The sequence below is a fragment of the Polycladomyces zharkentensis genome (assembly GCF_016938855.1).
Taxonomy (GTDB): Bacteria; Bacillota; Bacilli; order Thermoactinomycetales; family JIR-001; genus Polycladomyces; species Polycladomyces zharkentensis.
On sequence record NZ_JAFHAP010000016.1, the window covers coordinates 1 to 19,218 of the forward strand.

Sequence of the window (19,218 nt, forward strand, 5' to 3'; positions counted from 1 at the left end):
CGTTTATTTTCATGCTGCCATCACTCTGGTTTCCTTGATACTTTGGATCAATGATTGATTCACCAGACACGCCCTAGCTTCTCCTAAAGTAAACGGCAATCAAATGCAAATCAATATTGAGAACAACGGTGGGTTGCTGACTTGTCAATATCAAAAACAATAACATTATCCCGCAATTCATCTCCACATCTTTGTGGGGATTTTTTATGTATTGCCTATATGAACAAACAAAATTTTATATAATATTTTTGTGGTAGACTGATTATATTTCATCTTTTGATATTGTTTGGAATATTTCTGGCAAAGATGAGGAGGACAAGCATTGAAAAACATTTTTTTGGCGACTGCACTTTCATTTTTATACCCAGGATTTGGCCAGATTTATAATCAACAAAAGGTCAAAGGGATCATATTGATTGTGATCCAATTGTTCCTGGCATTCTTACATAAAAAGGCCACGGGAGTATTGAATAGTCCATACAATGGATATTGGGTGATTGGTATTATAGATGCGTTTGTTTTTGCAATCATCAAGGAAATAAGAATCAGAGATTTGGATGAAACGGAAGATGCCAGAGATGAAAAGAAACAATGGATTTTGATTGTTATCACTACGGTTGTAGCCGTTTCGACACACTATGGAATTGAACCTTCAGTATGTGTTGACTTATCGGTAATACAATGTTGGATGTAACAAGAAAAAGAGCTTATTGGTTAAGATAGGCTCGTTTCTTTTCAGTGATTTTGCTTGAGGAACTTGATTTTTCCCCTTTTATCAAGGTGGTCAATACGTGACTTGCTCCATGCGGCTGAGGTCGTTGGATGTCTTTCTCTCTCCTCTCAGCCCCATTGTCAATACACAATTAATGAATATTATGAAAAAATGAGGTAGCACGCCGTCAGAAGAAGGTTTTTTTACTTTTTGTCCCATTGAAACCGTATATTTTACACGTATCTGAATAGGAAGAAGTCCCGCAAATTTCCCATTTGCCCGGTTGGATTTCAATCCCGGGTGCCGCGTTCATTTTCACCTTTATTTCGAGTACTAGAGATGTTTGAATCAAGAAGAGATTGCGTTTTACCAAAAATTTGAGTACAATATCCTACATATAAAGCGAGGAGGCTGTGAAGAGCGGTGGACAATGTTTTCGCATATGTACCCATCATAAATCTTATAGCGAAAACATACCGGGGCTCTTCATAAGACCGCCTTTTCTTTATTCTATTATGTAAAAATTACTTTATCTCTTTATCGTTACTATTACTGAAAAAGCAAACAAAGGCACCGGTATGTCCGGCGCCTTTTTTACATGGTACAGTGTCGAACATTGATTTGGCTTGTGCCATGTCTTTGGCGCCGGTGACCCGGCGTCTTTTTTTATGGGAAGCCATTGGTTTCTCACGAAAGCCGTCGGGGCACCGTGTCTTTGATCCAATCTGAGGGAGGATCGAAATGGAAACAAAATTTGATCGGTTAAAAACGTTTGTCGCTGAGAAGGGGTGGACGAACTACCGCTTCAACCAAATCCTGCACGCAATTTTCAAGGAAAAGAGAAGCGAGTTCGACCGGATGACGACGCTCCCGCTGTCATTGCGCAAGCAGTTGCAAGAAGAATTTGGCAGAACGTTACTGAGTCTTAGGCCGATATATCGTCAATCGTCCGGTCAAGCGGACAAAGTTCTGTTTGAACTGCCCGATTCCAACAAGATTGAAACGGTCAGGTTGATCTATCGCACTGGCTGGGAGTCGTATTGTATTTCCTCCCAGTGCGGATGCGGATTCGGCTGTAAATTTTGTGCCACGGGAAAGATCGGAATGAAGCGAAATTTAAGCGCAGACGAGATCACCGATCAGATCCTGTACTTTTATTTGCAAAACCATCCTATCGACAGTATTTCATTTATGGGAATGGGCGAGGCACTTGCCAATCCGCAAATCTTCGTCGCCTTAAAAACCCTGACCGACCCTCGGCTGTTCAACTTGAGTCCGCGGCGGATCACGGTTTCCACGATTGGGCTGGTTCCCCAGATACAGCGATTGTCACAGGAGTTTCCGCAGGTGAATCTCACCTTTTCGCTCCACTCCCCTTTTGACGAGCAGCGGAGCGATCTGATGCCGATCAACCGCAAGTATCCATTGCGGGAGGTGTTGGAGGTGCTGGATGCACACATCCAAAAACATCGGCGCAAGGTATACATCGCCTATATCGTGCTTCCCGGCGTCAACGATAGTCCCGTGCATGCGGAGAAGCTGATTTCCCTGTTGCGTGGGCGCGGACCGTGGGATTATCTATATCACGTAAACCTCATCCGTTACAATCCTGCCATTGGAGCCACGAAAGCGTACAATCGTCCGCACAAGCGGGAATTGGCTAGTTTTTACCAACGATTGCGAGAAGCAGGCCTGAATGTAACCGTGAGACAATCCTTCGGAGTGGACATCGAGGCTGCCTGCGGTCAACTGTATGGGCAGTATTATATTCGTGGAGAGCCGGGAGAGGTGGAATAGACCTTTCGACACGCTCAAGCCGTCATGCTCAGCATGACGGCTTTAGAAATGAAATGTCGATCCTTCACCGGCACTTCCCGCGACCGGTTGCCCGTTTTTCATCCCCTGAATAATGACGCCAAAATCGGCCGATGCTCCCTCTACCCCTACAATGGCTCCGGGTGCCATTTGTAGTTTATGCTTTTCTCACCGATTAACCGGAGTTAGGAAACAACCGGACGATCCTTTATCTGGCCGGCTTGCTCCGTCGGAGATAGCCTCTCCTGACGCTGATGAGGTAGAGACCAAAAATTTAGTGCTTGCCTTAAAGTAGACTTTAAGCCGTATGATATTTACGACATCCCACTCCGATGAATGGTAAAAGTACAAAAAGGGGGATGTGGGGACGTATGGCTGACAAGAAGGTTTGGTTCATCACCGGTGCCGGGCGCGGCATGGGCGTAGACATCGCCAAAGCCGCCCTGGACGCCGGCTACCGGGTCGTCGCCACCGGCCGCAATACCGACAAGGTGACCAAAGCTGTCGGCGAGGCCGAGGACGTGCTGGTCGTGAAGCTGGACATCACCAATCCTGCCGACGCCGAGGCAGCTGTCAAGGCGGCGGTTGACCGGTTTGGACGGATCGACGTGCTCGTCAACAACGCTGCCAACTGTTATCTCGGCTACTTCGAGGAGCTGACCCCGAAGCAGATCGAGCATCAACTCGCCACCAACCTCATCGGCCCGATGAACGTCACCCGCGCCGTGCTGCCCGTGATGCGTAAGGCCCGGTCCGGTCACATCATCACGATTTCCTCGATCGCGGGCCTCGTCGGCCAGGAGTTCTGTTCCGCCTACGCCGCCTCGAAGTTCGGCCTCGAGGGCTGGATGGAGTCGCTGCGCTTCGAAATCGCCCCGTTCCGCATCAAAACCACCATTATCGAGCCGGGCTTCTTCCGCACCGAGCTCCTCACAAAGGAGTCGTCGACCTATGCTGAGCTGTCCCTCGAGGACTACGCCGAACGCTCTGCTCAAAACCGGGCTTGGTGGGAGGCGCATAACGGAAAGCAGGTCGGTGACCCCGCCAAGCTCGCCCGGGCACTGATGACGATCGCGAGCCAGGAGGAGCCGCCGCTGCGCTGGGTCGCCGGTGCCGACGCGATCGCCATTGCTGAGCAGAAGGTTGCCGAACTCCAGCAGCAGATCAACGCCTATCGTGACCTGTCGACTTCACTGGCGTACTAGGACGCGTAACCGCTTGGACTGATCTTGCCGGACCACGCCATCGAGCTCGCTGACCGGCCCAACCGGTGATCACTGTGCCAACCAACGCGGTCGTCCGTGTTGTGCTGGCGTATCTTCTGAGCTCTGACCTCTGGTACTACCGGGTTGAACAACCATCTGATGTAGCTATTAATGAGATGATGATTCGTCCTGCACATCAAGAGTGGTGATATTTGGGTGGCGATAAAAGCAGAATAAATAATCAGTTCAGTAAAAAATGATTATTATCAAATGAAAAAAAGGGTTCCTCTCCTGCGAACGTCGGAAACGAAGGTACTTCAAATAAAAGGAGGAATATAAATGTCCAATTCAAAAGAACTTACTGCCTCACAGAAAATGATCGGAGATTTTGCACCAAAGCTTGTCCAACTAACCGATGATGTTTTATTTGGAGATGTATGGGAGCGCAAAGAGCTTTCTCCACGTGACCGCAGTTTAATTACCGTATCTTCGTTAGTAACTGGTGGAAATACAGAACAACTGAAATTTCATTTAAATAAAGCAAAAGAAAACGGCCTTTCGGAAGAAGAACTGATTGAAGTCATTACCCACTTGGCTTTTTATGCTGGTTGGCCGAAGGCAATGTCTGCCATTATGGTCGCAAAAGAAATGTTTTTGAAAGGAAAATAAAAACGATTGTCGCAGATTCATTGATGGTTATATCACGTGTTAAGACCGGGCTCGAAGGTTATGATAGGTTGGAGGCACAAAGGATCGGAAAAGATCAAAATTTGGTACTTGCCTTAAAGTAGACTTTAAGTCGTATGATATTTACGACATTCCACTCAAACAAGGAGGTTTGTTATGATTACTGCCAACGCACGTGCCGTCTTTGGTCCGAGCGATCCGTTCAAAGCGATTACAATCGATCGCCGCGATGTCGGACCTCGTGACGTCCTCATTGAGATTCAGTACTGTGGTATCTGCCATTCAGACATTCATTTTGCTCGCGGTGAGTGGGGTTCGGTGAACTATCCCATCGTTCCCGGCCACGAGATCACCGGAATTGTCGCCGATGTGGGCTCCGAGGTCACAAAGTTCACCGTCGGCGACCGGGTCGGTGTCGGCTGTATGGTTGACTCCTGCCGCGAATGCGTGAACTGCCGCAAGGGCGAGGAGCAGTACTGTCTCAATGGACATACCCTTACCTACGGTGCCGTCGACAAATACGGCCAGCCCACCCAAGGCGGCTATTCCACCCACATCGTCGTGGACGAGGACTTCGTCCTCAGAATCCCTGAGGGGATCGAGCTCGACGTTGCCGCACCGTTACTGTGCGCCGGCATCACGACGTACTCGCCGCTGCGCCACTGGGGAGCCGGCCCCGGTAAGAAAGTGGCGATCATCGGCCTCGGCGGACTCGGTCACATGGCCGTTAAGCTGGCGCGCGCCATGGGCGCTGAGGTCACCGTCCTGTCACGCTCGCTGAAGAAGAAAGACGACGCTCTGCGGCTCGGGGCGCACCACTACTATGCCACGAGCGACCCGGAGACATTTGAGAAGCTTGCCGGTTCCTTCGACCTCATCATTAACACGGTGAGCGCGAAGATCGACGTTGATGCCTACCTCTCGTTGCTGGCTCTGGACGGCACCTTGGTCAACGTCGGTGCTCCTGCGGAGCCGTTGTCACTCAACGTATTCTCTCTCCTCGGCCAGCGCCGGTCGTACGCCGGTTCACTGATCGGTGGCATCCGCGAGACCCAGGAAATGCTGGACTTCTGCGCCAAACACCACATTGCCCCCGAGATCGAGGTCATCTCGGCCGACAGGATCGACGAGGCCTACGAGCGGGTACTGGCTTCCGACGTGCGGTATCGATTTGTGATCGATATCAGCACGATGCGGACCGCGTAACCATGCGGGCTGCTTGAACATGACTCCATAACTGAATTGTTCAGCGGACACCCTAACGGTTGTCCGCTGTTCTTTTCCAAAATCGCCGTTTGTCTCATCATAGATGGAGAGTGGGTAGGAGACGATGAGCAACACCTGGAAAATTTAAATTTACATGCTAACCCTGATCAGCTTCTTGGTTGGCACCGTCACAATTCGTCATCGTGGGCGAAAGCATCGCGATTACTCCGATTCTGTTATTTTAAACTGAGGAGAAGCTATCCGAATGGCGAAACTTTTCATTATAATCAAGAGTTTCGCTGCTTTCAAGAAGTGGTGTTTTTTAATGTCATACATTACCGAATAAGAATTCGGTACATCGTACCTCATAAACGGAAGTAATGCCTCCCTCTACCCCTTATAACAGAGATTCCTCCATTCCTTTTGCAGTTACCTTAGTGGACATTGTTTTACAGAGATATCTGAAGCCTTAGCGGACATAAAGGTGTGGTTTTCAGGGAGGTAATGTCCGCTAATGACATTTAGCGGACATGTTTTTTTAAGATGGTTTTTTCCGTTCTTCCCTTTCATCTCATCAAAAGAAGAAAAAGAAGGAAAAAACAAAAATTAATACTACGATTACCAATAGGAAAATTAACAAGCGACGCAATCCGAAACTGAAAAAAGGGAAACCACCAAATCCGAATCCGCTCATAATAAAACCTCCTTTCATGTAATTTCGTTTCATAGACAATAGAGAGCCTCTTCAAGAGACCCCGGGGCCAATTATTAAGTATTTGTCATCTCTTTGCGATCATGTTTTTTTTTTTGATGTCGATATCAATGTCAATGATGTTGATATTTCTGTTTCTGTTCTTGTTGTCATTGTCATCATCGTGATCTCTTTTTCTCCGATCTTTCCAATCATGATCTTTCCGATGGTTTATCCGATCATGGTCTTTCTGATCGTCGTCTTTCCGATGCATTTTCCGATCATGGTCTTTCCATTCATGGTCTTTCTGATCATCGTCTTTCCATCCATCAATTATTTTCAAAAAAGTATTAAAAAAATTCACGACATCACATCCTAGTTGTTTTTTTAGTTCAGCGTGTAAGGCACGAATTTGAAACTCTTGCCTTTTTAACATTTTGACCTAGATACTCAAATCCACATGGACTTTGACACGTCAAATTTTATTTTCATTTTTAGGTGAACGAAAAGGAGTCTCGTCAAAGAAACATCAAAAAAGTGAACCACCTATATCTTTTGCTTTATTTTATTCAGTTAACAAAATGCTGTTTAGGTTTCTTAACTAGGGTAAAAGTAGATTTTTTTGAATCGGTGGAATTGTCCTTTCCCAACTTGGGTTCACTCAGCCTTATTAAAGAACATCTTTTACTTTAGATTTTTTCCTTCAAAAGGGGTCGCTGTAAAATTTCGGGATAGGCTGAGGAATTAATGGCAATGAGGTACATTACAGCGGACATGGAGATGTAGTTTTTGGGGAGGTAATGTCCGCTAAAAAGCTCGTCGGCTCATTTCAACAACGTTCACGTTGATTCACCTGGTTGAGTTTTTTTCATAACTGGGTCTTCTTTCTTTTATGGAAGTAAACACAGGAAACAGCCGACGAAGTGTACCGGCTGTCAAGGAAATGAAGGTTGCTGCAAATCCCTTACTTTATTTTGGTAATACCTTCCAGGATATTTTTGCCCACTTGGGGGTTGGAACGGATAAAATCCGCAAACATACGCATTTCATTGGGATCAACATCGGCTCCGGTTACATGCATCAAGTACCGGATCATCCCATCCATTCCTCCCTTTCGATAGGCTTGCATGGCTCCTTTTTGAATCTGTTTCAATTGGTGTTCGGTTAACACCTTTTGTCCCAGTACCGAATTAATCATACGCGTTAATTCTTTTGTCGATGGGGTACCCATCCCCTTCCCTCCTTTCGAAACCAACAGGCGGCATTTTTCCACTTTAAAACATAACCCCTACCGAAAACGGTGGGAGTATGGGGATAGTCCGAGATACGTGTAAAGTGAACTACTCGTCAATCAATTGGCGAGTAGTTCACAAAAGTGAAAGTAGACCCTGACTCGGGCTCATTGTGTGTAAATCCTGTTAGTCATCAAATCCAACGCCGGCAAAAACAAAAATTGTTGCGATTACCAACAGGAAAATCAACAGGCGACGCAAACCAAAACGTTTTTCACCAAATCCGAATCCGCTCATAATATAAACCTCCTTTCATGCAATTTCGCTTTATACTATTCATTGATCCGTTATGTAGAGACGGCATATATATATAGTTAAGTCTCTAATTTTATGAGCTCCCGCGGGGCTAGTATATGTCCGCTTTCAATTTAGGAGTGTCGGGTAGGGCAGGCTCATATCGGAGCCTGCCTTAACTATGCGACCAGCTGTTCGAACCAGAGTCATTTTATCTTTGTTTGAAATTCCGTTTTATTAATTGGTGATCTCCGTCCGACGTTCTCTATTTTCTTCCAATCCATATACAAAACCCAGCGGAAAAACCGCTGGGTTTGTCAATAGCCTCACCCAACATAAGTTGGGCTCATTGTGTGTGAATCCTGTTAGAAACCAAATCCAACGCCGGCAAAAACAAAAATAGTTGCGATTACCAACAGGAAAATTAACAAGCGACGCAATCCGAAACCAAAACCACCAAATCCACCAAATCCACCAAATCCGCTCATAATATAAACCTCCTTTCATGTATCTCGCTTCAGACTATTCATTGATCCGTACTGTAGAGACGGCGCATACATAGTAAGTCCGAAATTAAACGAGCACCCACGAGACTTCAGGAAAAACCCAGCGGTTTTTTCCGCTGGGTTGTAAGAGGAGATAGAGTTGGGTTCGGTTGGTTTCGGCTGGCTTTAGCTGGCTTTCCTGCTGATCTTCCTGCTGGTAGCCAACTAATGTATTGTATGTAAATTGTTTAAGAACGGTGATAGGGTTTAGCCTGTTTTCTCCGTGATCTCTGTCTATCTTTTCTCCACATTCTCCCAAACTATGTACAAACCCAGGGCTTTTTCCCCTGGGTTTCTCTCGCCCAACATAAGTTGGGCTCATTGTGTGTAAATCCTGTTAGAAACCAAATCCAACACCGGCAAAAACAAAAATTGTTGCGATTACCAACAGGAAAATCAACAAGCGACGCAATCCGAAACCAAAACCACCAAATCCGCCGAATCCGCTCATAAATATAACCTCCTTTCATGTAATCTCGCTTCAGACTATTCATTGATCCGTACTGTAGAGACGGCGCATGCATATAGTTAAGTCCCAAATTAAATGAGCTCCCGCGGGACTTTGAGCAGTCTCAGATTATAACAGAAAGCCCACCGGTGTCTGGCCGGGCGCGATTATCCATGTGCCTATGGGTGGAACGGTTCACTAGGAAGTGTCTACAAGTACCGACGATCCGTATGAGCCCTCTACCGTCCCCCGACCCGATTCATCCACTCATTTGGTCTCGTGGAAACGACTGAGTGAACCCAAGTTGGGAAAGGACAATTCCACCGATTCAAAAAAATCTACTTTTGCCCTAGTTAAGAAACCTAAACAGCATTTTGTTAACTGAATAGAATAAAGCAATAGATATAGGTGGTTCACTTTTTTGATGTTTCTTTGACGAGACTCCTTTTCGTTCAAACTAAAAATGAAAATAAAAATTTGACGTGTCAAAGTCCATGTGGATTTGAGTATCTAGGTCAAAATGTCAGAAAGGCAAGAGTTTCAAATTCGTGCCTTACACGCTGAACTAAAAAAACAACTAGGATATGATATCGTGAATTTTTTGAAAATAATTGATGAATGGAAAGACGACGATCAGAAAGACCATGATCGGAAAGACCATGAATGGAAAGACCATGATAGGAAAAACCATCGGAAAGATCATGATTGGCAAGATCGGAGAAAAAGAGATCACGATGATGACAATGACAACAAGAACAGAGACAGAAATATCAACATCATTGACATTGATATCGATATCAAACATCGCAAAGAGTAGGAAATGAGATGACAAATACTAAATAAGTGGCCCCCCGGGTCTCTTGAAGCGAAATTACATGAAAGGAGGTTTATATTATGAGCGGATTCGGATTTGGTGGTTTCCCTTTTTTTAGTTTTGGATTGCGTCGCTTGTTAATTTTCCTGTTGGTAATCGTAGTATTAATTTTTGTTTTTTCCTTCTTTTTCTTCTTTTGATGAGATGAAAGGGAAGAACGGACTGGATAGTGTCCATAGAAAAAAGCCCTTAACTACCCAAGGTAGGTGCCAGCCTTATCGCTTGGGAGTGCGGGCTTTTTTCGTTGTTTCTTGAGGGGAGTGAGTAGTTGACGTATCTCTAGGAGGAGAGTTTTGACCGCGGTCAGCAACCCGACCACGATCCCGACAATCAAGAAGATTGTGTTAACTGTGTTCAGCGCCGCTCACCTCCTTTCGGAGGCCAGCAACTTCCCCGCACCGCACCTACCTGCGTACAACAAAATTTTACCACAGATCATTTCTGATAGAATAGAACGAGTCTTTTCCTTTTGCCTATTCCCACTTCCGTCGTCATCACGCCGGGGGAACAGCTGCATATGCAATTTTTCTCATCTCTCGCCCAGAACCAGGATGTTTTGCAGTGGGCAAGTCACTTGACCCGTCATCATTGATCCCTTTATTTCTTTCGCCCATTTCCCCGGTCAGGGGTGACATCCGACGCCGTTATGCGTATAATAAGCGATAATTTTTTCTAAGGGATGGGTGGGGAGAGAATTGAGTCACCAACAGTTCGAAAAGCTGAGGAAGAAACTGGACGAAATCAACTTGCAACTGCTTCGCATCATCAACGAACGTGCGTCGGTGGTAAAGGAAATCGGAGAAATCAAAAAACGATACAGTGTTCAAAAATTCGACCCGATCCGGGAAAGAGACATGCTGGAACGGATCGTGCAGCATAACGAAGGGCCATTCGACGACAACACGGTCCGCCATCTGTTTAAGCAGATTTTCAAGGCTTCATTGAGCTTGCTAGAAGATGACCACAAAAAGGCATTGCTGGTCAGCCGGAAGCGCCAGCCGAAAGACACCGTCGTCATGGTGGGCGATGTTCCGGTCGGCGGGGAGCGAAACGTCATGGTGGCGGGACCTTGCTCAGTTGAATCGGAGGAACAGGTTCGGCAAGTGGCGCAAACGATGAGCAAACTGGGAATTCGCCTGATCCGTGGCGGTGCGTACAAACCGCGCACGTCTCCCTACGACTTTCAGGGCTTGGGAGAAGAGGGGTTGAAAATCCTGCGCCGGGTGGCGGATGAATTCGGCTTGAAAGTGGTCAGTGAAATTGTTCATCCGGCCGATATCGAGATGGCGACACAGTATGTAGATGTGATCCAGATCGGTGCACGCAATATGCAGAACTTTGAGCTCTTGAAAGCGGCAGGCTCTGTTCGGAAGCCCGTGCTGTTGAAACGCGGCTTGGCGGCGACACTGGAAGAATTCATGTTTGCGGCGGAATATATTGTCTCCCGCGGCAACACACAGGTCATCCTGTGCGAGCGCGGCATTCGTACTTATGAAAAATGGACGCGAAACACGTTGGATATTTCGGCTGTTCCCATTTTGAAACAAGAAAGCCATCTGCCCGTGTTGGTGGATATCAGTCACTCCACCGGCCGTCGTGACATCCTGTTGCCCATCGCTAAAGCGGCATTGGCTGCGGGGGCGGACGGGATCATGGTGGAGACGCATCCGGAACCTTCGGTGGCGTTGTCGGATGCTGGGCAGCAAATCAATCTCGAACAACTAGAAGCATTGCTGACACAATTGCGTCAAACGCACGACTTGGTGTGAAGGAAGGGATGGCGGAGGTCGGGAACACTGTTTCCCCCGGAACACACAAAAAGCTACCCGGTTAAGGGTAGCTTTTTGTCATCATTGAACGATAAATTTCACTCGGGTACCGTCCGGGTAATCCTCAAGTTGATTGCTCACCCATGCGCCTGCTCCACGGTTATCATTCGGACTGATATAACGAACATCTGCGCCTGCGCCACCTTCCAGGCACATAGCCATTGGCCATTCGTCTCGATCATAACCGCTAATCGGCGGATAAGGCGCAAGCGACTCCTCCCGTCTTTCATCCGCTCCATCCCGTTCGATCGTGCAAACATCCGGTTGGCCAGATGCAATGGCATCGCGAATATGGCCACCGGTTTCTGGATATCGATCTAGCGGGAAGTAAAGTACAACGTCGTAGCTACTATAAGCATTAGTGCTATGAGAAGGTAAAACTGCAATAGACGACACAACCAGCGCCACGGCAATCACAAGAGAGCGAAGGAGTTTAAACATGTTATCCCCCTATTCATATTATTTGTAATAGACACTCTAATCAAAATATATCACGTTCAAGGATGAATATGAGGGATAACTACTATCATTTATCAAAACATTTACCCTATATCAATAAATGTTTCCCAAGGCAGATGATCCTCATCCAACTCCGGCAGCTGAAACATTTTCTGCTTTTTCTCTTGCTCATGAAGCAACGATTCATGTTTGGGCAAGATCATCCGATGCCCTACCCATAGCTTATTACCACGATCCAACTCCTTCATTTGAACCACCTCATGATTATATTATGGGAATACATGTTCGTATTATAGTGGTATTTTATTACGGGTAATACCAGCATAGCTCACTAGGGGCAAAGTAAGAGCTATCCTATTTTTTTTATTTCCGCCAAAAAGTTGAACAGCCTGCCTTATCCTTGATATTAAATTCAATTATCTTCTCTAGCAATTCGTAATTAACTGGTTCAGTCCATTTAATTCGGAACAAGCGTGAAGAAGCGCTGTAGCCAGCTTGGGCGATTTCATCGGCAAAATGCACCATTGTCTCTTCTTCGGGTAAAATGCTCAAATGATTCTTTGCTGTGGCAAACATAATGATGTATGTGCCGTGATCGGTAAACGTGGGTTTGTTCCACTTGATTTGCGGTTCCAAATTTGGGAATTTATTAGCAACCCACGCCAAAATTTCCTCTGTTCGGGCCCGATGTTGCGGGTTATCAATACGCGCTAAATATTCTGCAAAAACTTCCATGTTGTTCCCTCCTAAAATAAAAATTATGTCGTTCAGAGAAGTCCCTCAAACCCATTCGTCGTTAAAACTCCTCACAGAACCGCTCAGACACGTTCTTAAACAACACCTATTTCCAACTATATATTTTACAACCTGGATAGTCAAAATGTCTTAAAACGCAAATTAGAGGCTTTAAAAAGTATCTGACTTGTATCGCCAGCGATAGCTGGTCTGTCTAAAAGTATATAACTGTAGAGAGCCTTTTTTACAATAATTTTCCACTTCCCTATCCAAAAGCCGGGGTTTTCCCCGGCTTAGAAAATAAAGTGTTGAAACACGGGGAGGCGCATATACCCTTTCGAAGTCCATCCTCGGAATTTGACCTTACATCTCAATCGTGGCTCTAGGTATATAAACTGCTCATTTTCGGCGATTTTGATCAGATTGGACACTTCGTAAAGCGCCTTTCTCTCCGCTGGGACTACACCTAATTCCAAAATACCGACTGGTCGGATATCATTTCCTTCCTCGATCCCGATCATCCACCCAAATTCACTTTTTCGGTAACCTGTGATGACCACTTCCGCCTCTTTGTAGTTGATGACCTTTTGCCACGCTTTTGACCGTTTCCCCGCTAGATATGGAGCGTCTTTCTTTTTCAGCACGATGCCCTCCAAATCCATCTTCGAGCAAACATTGAACAGATCGGTTCCGCAACCATCCACATAACGAATCGTGGCGATTGTATTGTCCTCGTCAATCGCTTTGGATAGTATCGCTTTCCGCTCCATCAGTGGTTGTTTGGTTATGTCCTGTCCCCGATGATAAAGTATATCAAACACAATATACTGAACAGGAAGTTGGTGAGATAATCGTTGAATTTTCTCCTGCTTCCCAGCTTGCAACCGTCTCATAACCGCTTCAAAATCCGGTCGGCCTCCATCACCGGTTACGATCAATTCGCCGTCCAACACTGTTTCAGGCGGCACTGACAACTTACTCAGTTCAGGAAAACGATCCGTCACGTCGTTTCCATGTCGCGTATATCCCCTTATGCCGTCCACGGTCGATAGGAGCAGCCGAAACCCGTCCATTTTCGGTTCAGCAATGTACTCGTCACTGTCAAAAGGTCTATCGGATTGATGTGCAAGCATTGGCTCAATAAACACAAAAATCCCCCTGCCTTTTTGGCTATGTATAGGGGGATCTAATTTTATTGTATCATTTCGCATTTAAATCGGGAGATGGGAAACAGAGGAAATACTGTGACCACAGGGGCGGGTTCATTTCTTCTTATATCCAGCTTTTTTGGCGTCCTCTTCGTTCCAAAAGAACACCCTTTGTTCTATGAGAATATCCTTGTATTGATCGGGTTCCACGTACTCTTTGGTTTTATAGTTACCTGCGTACTTATCGGGTTGCCGGTGACCAACACGCAGCCGGAACTCATAAGGCAATTCTTCCAGCGGATCGTCAGGATTCCAGATGCCGCGGCCGTCTTTCTTCGCCTCATTGAGGGAATCTAGGTATGGCTGTACCCGTTCAAAATTCGGATAGATTATATACGGAACGGCTTTTCCTTGAAGAATCATCTCTCGGTTGACATCCATATCACCTTTTTGGATATAGGCGAGCAACCTACCGTAGTCATCTTTCGCTTGTTTTCCGGGTATCACTTTCACCTTTGTTCCTTCAGGAAGCAATTGTTTTAAATACACTTTGGCTTCTTCTCCGTATTTTCCTTGACTTTTCCCTTGGTAGTTAGTTTCAGGAGCGTCAATGGAAAGCATGCGGACTTTGGTGGTTCCCAATACAGGATTTTTCAAATGAACGGTATCTCCGTCCACAACGTCATCAATTGAGGATTCATAACCATTGGGCTGATCATCCGGTGGATTTGGTTTCTCAGGCGGAGTGGGGGGATTACAACCGGCCAGTAACACCACGGCTAACAAAAAAACCCACAGCTTTTTCATGTCCCTTCCCCCTTAACCTTAATGTTTAACCAGACATTAATTGGAATAAGTTGTATCTTTACTCTACTACTATTATCAGAGAATTACAATTGTGTTAATGTAAAAAATTGATTACACCAACGCTCCCGCTATTATTTCATACTACCTCCCGCTTAAATCCCATGTTTCCTGGGAATCCTAAGTATGCCTTTATGAAGCGGTACTACATTTATAGCAGGCCTTGCCGAAGAAGTTCGAACAGCCCGTCCGAAGGTCTTCTGGCAGTCGTAGAGGTGGAAAACACTACGAAACTGATCAAAGACGGACAGCGAATCCGTTTGAACGAAACAGAAGGATATATAGAACTGCTGTGACTTACGATGACAGCTTACGTTATCACCTTGCGGTTGGATTCGTCATAGTTCCACCTTCACCATGGTTCCATCGGAGGTCGGAATGAGATCTTCAGATCTCTTTCTCCCCTTGTTTGCCAGGCGTTACAAAAGAAACCCGCCCATGGCTCACAATCTGGACGGGTTTCTTTTTATTTCTTCTTTATATCCATCTTTTTACCTTACTCCATTTCAACCCACTTTTCTTGCTTCAAATCATAGCTATCGCCGGAATTAGGGTAAAACAAGTAAATGGGAATCGGTGATTTCTTTCCATCTGCTGCGTTAAAACATCGTTGGAAAAATGAAACAAAGTACTCTTTTGCAAACTCATCAATCTCTTCGACTAACTCTTCATCATCACGAATCTCCGAACGGTCTTTATCTAATTTTGAGTAAAGATAGAAACCAAATGTAGGCAAATCATTATCTGGTTCTCCATAAGCATTATGCATAAGTTGCCCATAATTTTCATCCATTTGTGTACAAGTGACACCAAAAACCCCGCCATTTCCTCTTATTTCTAATTCTACAAATTTGGCATCCGGATGAAAAGGGTACTGTATGAGAGTTCGGAACTTTTGGATCGTCGCTTCCTGTTCTTCGTCAATAGCTTGCTTGACAAGCATTCGGGTATTATGATCCATTTGAATCCCCCCTCTATTGTCTTGTCAACGTCCACCGCCCCAAATTTGACGTCCGCCTGTATGTCTTATGTTACCATGGACTCTAGATTTCACAAGTTGCATTAACCCTTCTTCCTGATGATGGTGCCATACATACCCAACTGGATCTTCCCCTTTACTAATCCATTCATGATTGGCTTTGATGAACTCTTCTTTTAACTTTGGGTTTTTATTTAATTTCTCAATAAGAGTAGCACTTCCCCTCCCGGAAGACAATTCGGATAACTCGGAATCAGAAAGATTGTTTTTTATCACAGGATTATCTCTAATAAACACCTTTAGTTTTTCGATTCCAGGGCTATTTCGATCTCCAATTCCTTTCTCTAATACTTCCAGAAATGTATTGTCTATTTTTTTTGTCAGTTCAGGATTGTTTTCCATATCTTTAGCTAAACGTTTATCAAGTAGCTTAAATTGAGTGTCATCAACCAATAAATACTGATCAACATTTAAACGGGATTCATAATCTGTCCATTGTCTAAAATCAGGAAATCCGTTTTGGTCAAACGGCACCTCATACTTCTGACCATTAACATCAATAGTAAAATTCTTGCCTGCGTATGAAGAGTTGCGAATAGCTCTTTCTCTCCCATCATAATACGTTAAATATTTTTTTCCGTTTTTATCCACAACTTTACCAGCATTTTCATTTGGAGAAAACTCCTTTTTCGATGAAGGTTCTTGACCGTATTTTCTTAAATTCGCTGCACGAATGCTTTCTCTTTCAGATTCAGATAGCCATTTGGCGGCCTGAACACCTTCCGAAGATGCCGTTTGACCTGCAAACTTCTGTAACCACTGTCCAAAAGCTGTATCGCCAATTTTGGGTTGGTATGTACTCCCGTTAGCTAAAACAACCTCTTGCGCAAAGGGGTTTTTGAGATTGTTAATCCCTTGAATGAGTTGGGTGCCGTATTTATTGATATAATGCCCACCGCTAAACAAAAGCAATGTAGCTAGCGCTGAAATACCAGCTTTTTTCCAATCTATTTTTCTTCCATGAAGAATATCATCCGAAGCGGATGCTGTACCACCAGCACCTATAAACTTCATAAAATTACTGACATAAGGGGCCAATCGTTGGACAATAGGCTTGGCGACTTTTCCCAGAACAGATGTGAGAGTTTGCCCGATCCCTTCTCCAACACCGTGGGTAATCAGACCGACAATGCCGCCAATCATTATGTCTCTAGCGATTTCCTTTGGGCCATTACCTTGAAGATAAGAGAACAATCCTCCTATTCCAGACCCACCTAATATGGAATAGCCTGCCCCTCTGACGATCAGGGCAACCCCTGCTTCTTCAGCGAACGGCACAAAACATAAAACTACACCAAGTACGACCGTTCCAATCGCTCCGAGCTCTTCTGTATGGTCCTTGATCCAATCCCAAACATCTGAAGCGACACCCTTGGTAAAATCCCATGCTTTACCTGAGTACTCCTTCGTTTTATCCCATAACCATCCCAATCCATTCTTGAATGAGCCCCATAAACCAGTATCCTGCTTGTTTTTCAACGGTTGGATATGAGGTTTTTGTTGATTGCCATCACCTAGAGGCCCCAAGTTTGGAGGGGAATGATTGCTTCCCTCATAGGATAATGAGGAGTATGGTGATTTTTGATCAAACTGAGAAGCTCCCTGTAAGATACGGTTATGAGATGAAGAGCCTCCGCCTACAAAGGCTTCACATCCGGCTAACACACTGGCATCCTGATTGATACGAGCGATTTGGGTCTTAATCGCGCATGCCATTGACTTTTTGACCGGTTCACTGATGACAGCGTTAAAAATAGCTAGTCCCAACAACGCAGCCGCACTCATCACGATGACATATTCAATGGTTGGTGATCCACGCCGGTTCCCCAAAACTCTCGAAAATATGCCTGATAAGGCACTCCAAAATCCCCTCAATAAAATCCCTCCGGAAAGAAAAAATTTCTATACGGATTCTATATTACACCAATATTCGTCTGGTTTTAATAGACAAATAGTAATATTACGGAAATGGTTTGTCGGTTTTCTTATCTTGTCGCCAAGTAACTAAATGAATACTCTTCCTAATAATCGCTTCTACTTTAGATATCTTAGGAGCAATAAAATATAAAAAATGTACTACCATTGTCACGCAATATCTTCACTTCTCATCTTTATTCATCATTACAAAAAATCAGCCTTTTGTTTGTTCGAAACCCACGTATTTCTCACTGTTAAACATAACTTACCCAATGTAGTTGAATAACATAATAGGTAAATCTTGATGCTGCTTTTTACTGGAGAATTAAGTATAATCAATGATGTAACCATCTAGGAACACATATTCTACATAAGGGTGAAGTATAGATGATATTTAGAAAAGGGGAGTTATTTTGCGGGCCTGGTGGTTTAGCTTTAGGTTGTAAACTTCCACAATCTATTAATAAGAAAACAGGAGAGGTTTTTAAAGTAGAGCACACGTGGGCAAATGATATTGATCCTTATGCATGCCAAACTTTTAGAAAAAATATTTGCCCAGATAATCCCGAATCTGTTATTTGTAAAGACGTCCGTGAATTAGAAATTGAAAAGTTACCTCCCATTGATTGCTTTACATTCGGATTTCCATGTAACGATTTTAGTATTGTTGGAGAACACAAAGGTACAGATGGAAAGTATGGTCCACTTTACACATACGGTGTAAAAGTATTAAATTACCATAACCCATTGTTTTTTATAGCGGAAAATGTTGGTGGACTTCAGAGTGCAAACGAGGGAAATGCCTTCAAAAAAATACTTCATGATATCGCAAATGCTGGTAAAGGGTACAACATTACTCCTCACTTATACAAATTTGAGGAATATGGAGTACCTCAAAAAAGACATAGAATAATTATTGTTGGTATAAGAAAAGACCTTAACCTACAATTCCGTGTACCTGCACCTACCCACGTGGACAGATATGTAACAGCTCGTGAAGCGTTAGAAGTACCTCCTATACCACCTGATGCTGCCAATAATGAGCAAACGCGTCACAGCTCCAAAGTAATTGAAATGCTGAAATATATCCCACCTGGTGAGAATGCATGGTATGATGGAATCCCAGAAGAACTACGACTTAATGTAAAAAAGGTTAAAATGAGTCAGATCTATAGAAGATTGCATCCTGATGAACCAGCTTATACTATTACCGGATCAGGTGGTGGCGGTACTCACGGTTACCATTGGAAAGAAAATCGGGCACTCACAAACCGTGAACGTGCAAGATTGCAAACATTCCCGGATGATTTTGTATTTGAAGGTCCAAAAGAAATGGTTAGGAAACAGATTGGTATGGCAGTTCCCCCATTGGGAGCAAAAATAATAATGCAAGCAATACTTGATACATTCGCTGGTAATCGATATAAATGGGTAGAGCCTAAATGGAATTTTGAAGAAATGGAAGGAAATGATCTGGTAAAAGTCCTTCAAGAACAAGCAAACTGAAGCATTGCTTCA

The 19,218-nt window shown here is 44.6% G+C and carries 18 protein-coding genes; 8 read left to right on the forward strand and 10 right to left on the reverse strand.

Going from position 1 to position 19,218, the window contains the following annotated elements; translation table 11 throughout:
* Positions 1–322 precede the first annotated feature (322 nt).
* The 5 genes from JQC72_RS14670 (at position 323) to JQC72_RS14690 (ending at position 5,625) form a co-directional block, all read left to right on the forward strand.
* Complete coding sequence (locus tag JQC72_RS14670) at positions 323–694, forward strand: hypothetical protein (protein WP_205496943.1); 372 nt, start codon at positions 323–325, stop codon at positions 692–694.
* Positions 695–1,447: 753 nt separating this feature from the next.
* Complete coding sequence (locus JQC72_RS14675) at positions 1,448–2,509, forward strand: Cfr family 23S rRNA (adenine(2503)-C(8))-methyltransferase (RefSeq protein WP_335342483.1); 1,062 nt, start codon at positions 1,448–1,450, stop codon at positions 2,507–2,509.
* Between the two features lie 389 nt (positions 2,510–2,898).
* Positions 2,899–3,732: an SDR family NAD(P)-dependent oxidoreductase gene (locus JQC72_RS14680; protein WP_205496947.1), complete on the forward strand. Its 834-nt coding sequence runs from the start codon at positions 2,899–2,901 to the stop codon at positions 3,730–3,732.
* A 339-nt stretch (positions 3,733–4,071) separates the two neighbouring features.
* Positions 4,072–4,401: a carboxymuconolactone decarboxylase family protein gene (locus JQC72_RS14685; protein WP_205496949.1), complete on the forward strand. Its 330-nt coding sequence runs from the start codon at positions 4,072–4,074 to the stop codon at positions 4,399–4,401.
* Between the two features lie 174 nt (positions 4,402–4,575).
* Positions 4,576–5,625, forward strand: coding sequence for an NAD(P)-dependent alcohol dehydrogenase (locus JQC72_RS14690; protein ID WP_205496951.1), 1,050 nt, complete (start codon positions 4,576–4,578; stop codon positions 5,623–5,625).
* Between the two features lie 1,655 nt (positions 5,626–7,280).
* Here JQC72_RS14690 and JQC72_RS14695 read toward each other — a convergent pair.
* From JQC72_RS14695 to JQC72_RS14705, 3 genes are all read right to left on the reverse strand, one after another.
* The gene (locus JQC72_RS14695; protein ID WP_205496954.1) at positions 7,281–7,547 is read right to left on the reverse strand and encodes a hypothetical protein; all 267 of its coding nucleotides are present in this window, start codon (positions 7,545–7,547) and stop codon (positions 7,281–7,283) included.
* Positions 7,548–8,207: 660 nt separating this feature from the next.
* On the reverse strand, positions 8,208–8,330 hold the full coding sequence (locus JQC72_RS14700) for a sporulation protein YjcZ (RefSeq protein ID WP_205496955.1): 123 nt from the start codon (positions 8,328–8,330) through the stop codon (positions 8,208–8,210).
* 85 nt (positions 8,331–8,415) lie between these two features.
* Positions 8,416–8,709 carry a hypothetical protein gene (locus JQC72_RS14705; RefSeq protein WP_205496957.1) on the reverse strand — a complete coding sequence of 98 codons (294 nt, stop codon included), beginning with the start codon at positions 8,707–8,709 and terminating at the stop codon, positions 8,416–8,418.
* Positions 8,710–9,427: 718 nt separating this feature from the next.
* Between JQC72_RS14705 and JQC72_RS14710 the strand changes: the two genes are divergently transcribed.
* Together JQC72_RS14710 and JQC72_RS14715 are read left to right on the forward strand one after the other, a co-directional pair.
* Complete coding sequence (locus JQC72_RS14710; RefSeq protein WP_205496959.1) at positions 9,428–9,652, forward strand: hypothetical protein; 225 nt, start codon at positions 9,428–9,430, stop codon at positions 9,650–9,652.
* A gap of 752 nt (positions 9,653–10,404) precedes the next feature.
* Positions 10,405–11,478, forward strand: a complete 1,074-nt coding sequence (locus JQC72_RS14715; protein ID WP_205496961.1) for a bifunctional 3-deoxy-7-phosphoheptulonate synthase/chorismate mutase — start codon at positions 10,405–10,407, stop codon at positions 11,476–11,478.
* 81 nt (positions 11,479–11,559) lie between these two features.
* Here JQC72_RS14715 and JQC72_RS14720 read toward each other — a convergent pair whose 3' ends face one another.
* From JQC72_RS14720 to JQC72_RS14750, 7 genes are all read right to left on the reverse strand, one after another.
* A complete protein-coding gene (locus JQC72_RS14720) occupies positions 11,560–11,979 on the reverse strand; it encodes a NucA/NucB deoxyribonuclease domain-containing protein (protein WP_205496963.1) in 420 nt (139 codons plus the stop codon).
* A gap of 101 nt (positions 11,980–12,080) precedes the next feature.
* Positions 12,081–12,245: a hypothetical protein gene (locus JQC72_RS14725; RefSeq protein ID WP_205496965.1), complete on the reverse strand. Its 165-nt coding sequence runs from the start codon at positions 12,243–12,245 to the stop codon at positions 12,081–12,083.
* A 115-nt stretch (positions 12,246–12,360) separates the two neighbouring features.
* The gene (locus JQC72_RS14730; RefSeq protein ID WP_205496967.1) at positions 12,361–12,732 is read right to left on the reverse strand and encodes an iron chaperone; all 372 of its coding nucleotides are present in this window, start codon (positions 12,730–12,732) and stop codon (positions 12,361–12,363) included.
* Positions 12,733–13,025: 293 nt separating this feature from the next.
* Positions 13,026–13,880 carry an ATP-dependent DNA ligase gene (locus tag JQC72_RS14735; protein ID WP_205496970.1) on the reverse strand — a complete coding sequence of 285 codons (855 nt, stop codon included), beginning with the start codon at positions 13,878–13,880 and terminating at the stop codon, positions 13,026–13,028.
* A gap of 114 nt (positions 13,881–13,994) precedes the next feature.
* Positions 13,995–14,687 (reverse strand): thermonuclease family protein, encoded by a 693-nt coding sequence (locus JQC72_RS14740; protein ID WP_205496972.1) that lies wholly within the window; start codon positions 14,685–14,687, stop codon positions 13,995–13,997.
* 553 nt (positions 14,688–15,240) lie between these two features.
* On the reverse strand, positions 15,241–15,705 hold the full coding sequence (locus JQC72_RS14745; RefSeq protein ID WP_205496974.1) for a hypothetical protein: 465 nt from the start codon (positions 15,703–15,705) through the stop codon (positions 15,241–15,243).
* 24 nt (positions 15,706–15,729) lie between these two features.
* A complete protein-coding gene (locus JQC72_RS14750) occupies positions 15,730–17,658 on the reverse strand; it encodes an HNH endonuclease (RefSeq protein WP_205496976.1) in 1,929 nt (642 codons plus the stop codon).
* Positions 17,659–18,087: 429 nt separating this feature from the next.
* Here JQC72_RS14750 and JQC72_RS14755 point away from each other — a divergent pair, with 429 nt between their 5' ends.
* Positions 18,088–19,206, forward strand: a complete 1,119-nt coding sequence (locus JQC72_RS14755) for a DNA cytosine methyltransferase (RefSeq protein WP_205496977.1) — start codon at positions 18,088–18,090, stop codon at positions 19,204–19,206.
* Positions 19,207–19,218 lie beyond the last annotated feature (12 nt).

Bases quoted from the DNA above. Each gene is read 5' to 3' on its own strand.
- JQC72_RS14720 (WP_205496963.1), bottom strand. From the start codon at position 11,979: ATGTTTAAACTCCTTCGCTCTCTTGTGATTGCCGTGGCGCTGGTTGTG.
- JQC72_RS14695 (WP_205496954.1), bottom strand. From the start codon at position 7,547: ATGGGTACCCCATCGACAAAAGAATTAACGCGTATGATTAATTCGGTA.
- JQC72_RS14745 (WP_205496974.1), bottom strand. From the start codon at position 15,705: ATGGATCATAATACCCGAATGCTTGTCAAGCAAGCTATTGACGAAGAA.
- JQC72_RS14730 (WP_205496967.1), bottom strand. From the start codon at position 12,732: ATGGAAGTTTTTGCAGAATATTTAGCGCGTATTGATAACCCGCAACAT.
- JQC72_RS14755 (WP_205496977.1), top strand. From the start codon at position 18,088: ATGATATTTAGAAAAGGGGAGTTATTTTGCGGGCCTGGTGGTTTAGCT.
- JQC72_RS14700 (WP_205496955.1), bottom strand. From the start codon at position 8,330: ATGAGCGGATTTGGTGGATTTGGTGGATTTGGTGGTTTTGGTTTCGGA.
- JQC72_RS14685 (WP_205496949.1), top strand. From the start codon at position 4,072: ATGTCCAATTCAAAAGAACTTACTGCCTCACAGAAAATGATCGGAGAT.
- JQC72_RS14725 (WP_205496965.1), bottom strand. From the start codon at position 12,245: ATGAAGGAGTTGGATCGTGGTAATAAGCTATGGGTAGGGCATCGGATG.
- JQC72_RS14705 (WP_205496957.1), bottom strand. From the start codon at position 8,709: ATGAGCCCAACTTATGTTGGGCGAGAGAAACCCAGGGGAAAAAGCCCT.
- JQC72_RS14680 (WP_205496947.1), top strand. From the start codon at position 2,899: ATGGCTGACAAGAAGGTTTGGTTCATCACCGGTGCCGGGCGCGGCATG.
- JQC72_RS14690 (WP_205496951.1), top strand. From the start codon at position 4,576: ATGATTACTGCCAACGCACGTGCCGTCTTTGGTCCGAGCGATCCGTTC.
- JQC72_RS14740 (WP_205496972.1), bottom strand. From the start codon at position 14,687: ATGAAAAAGCTGTGGGTTTTTTTGTTAGCCGTGGTGTTACTGGCCGGT.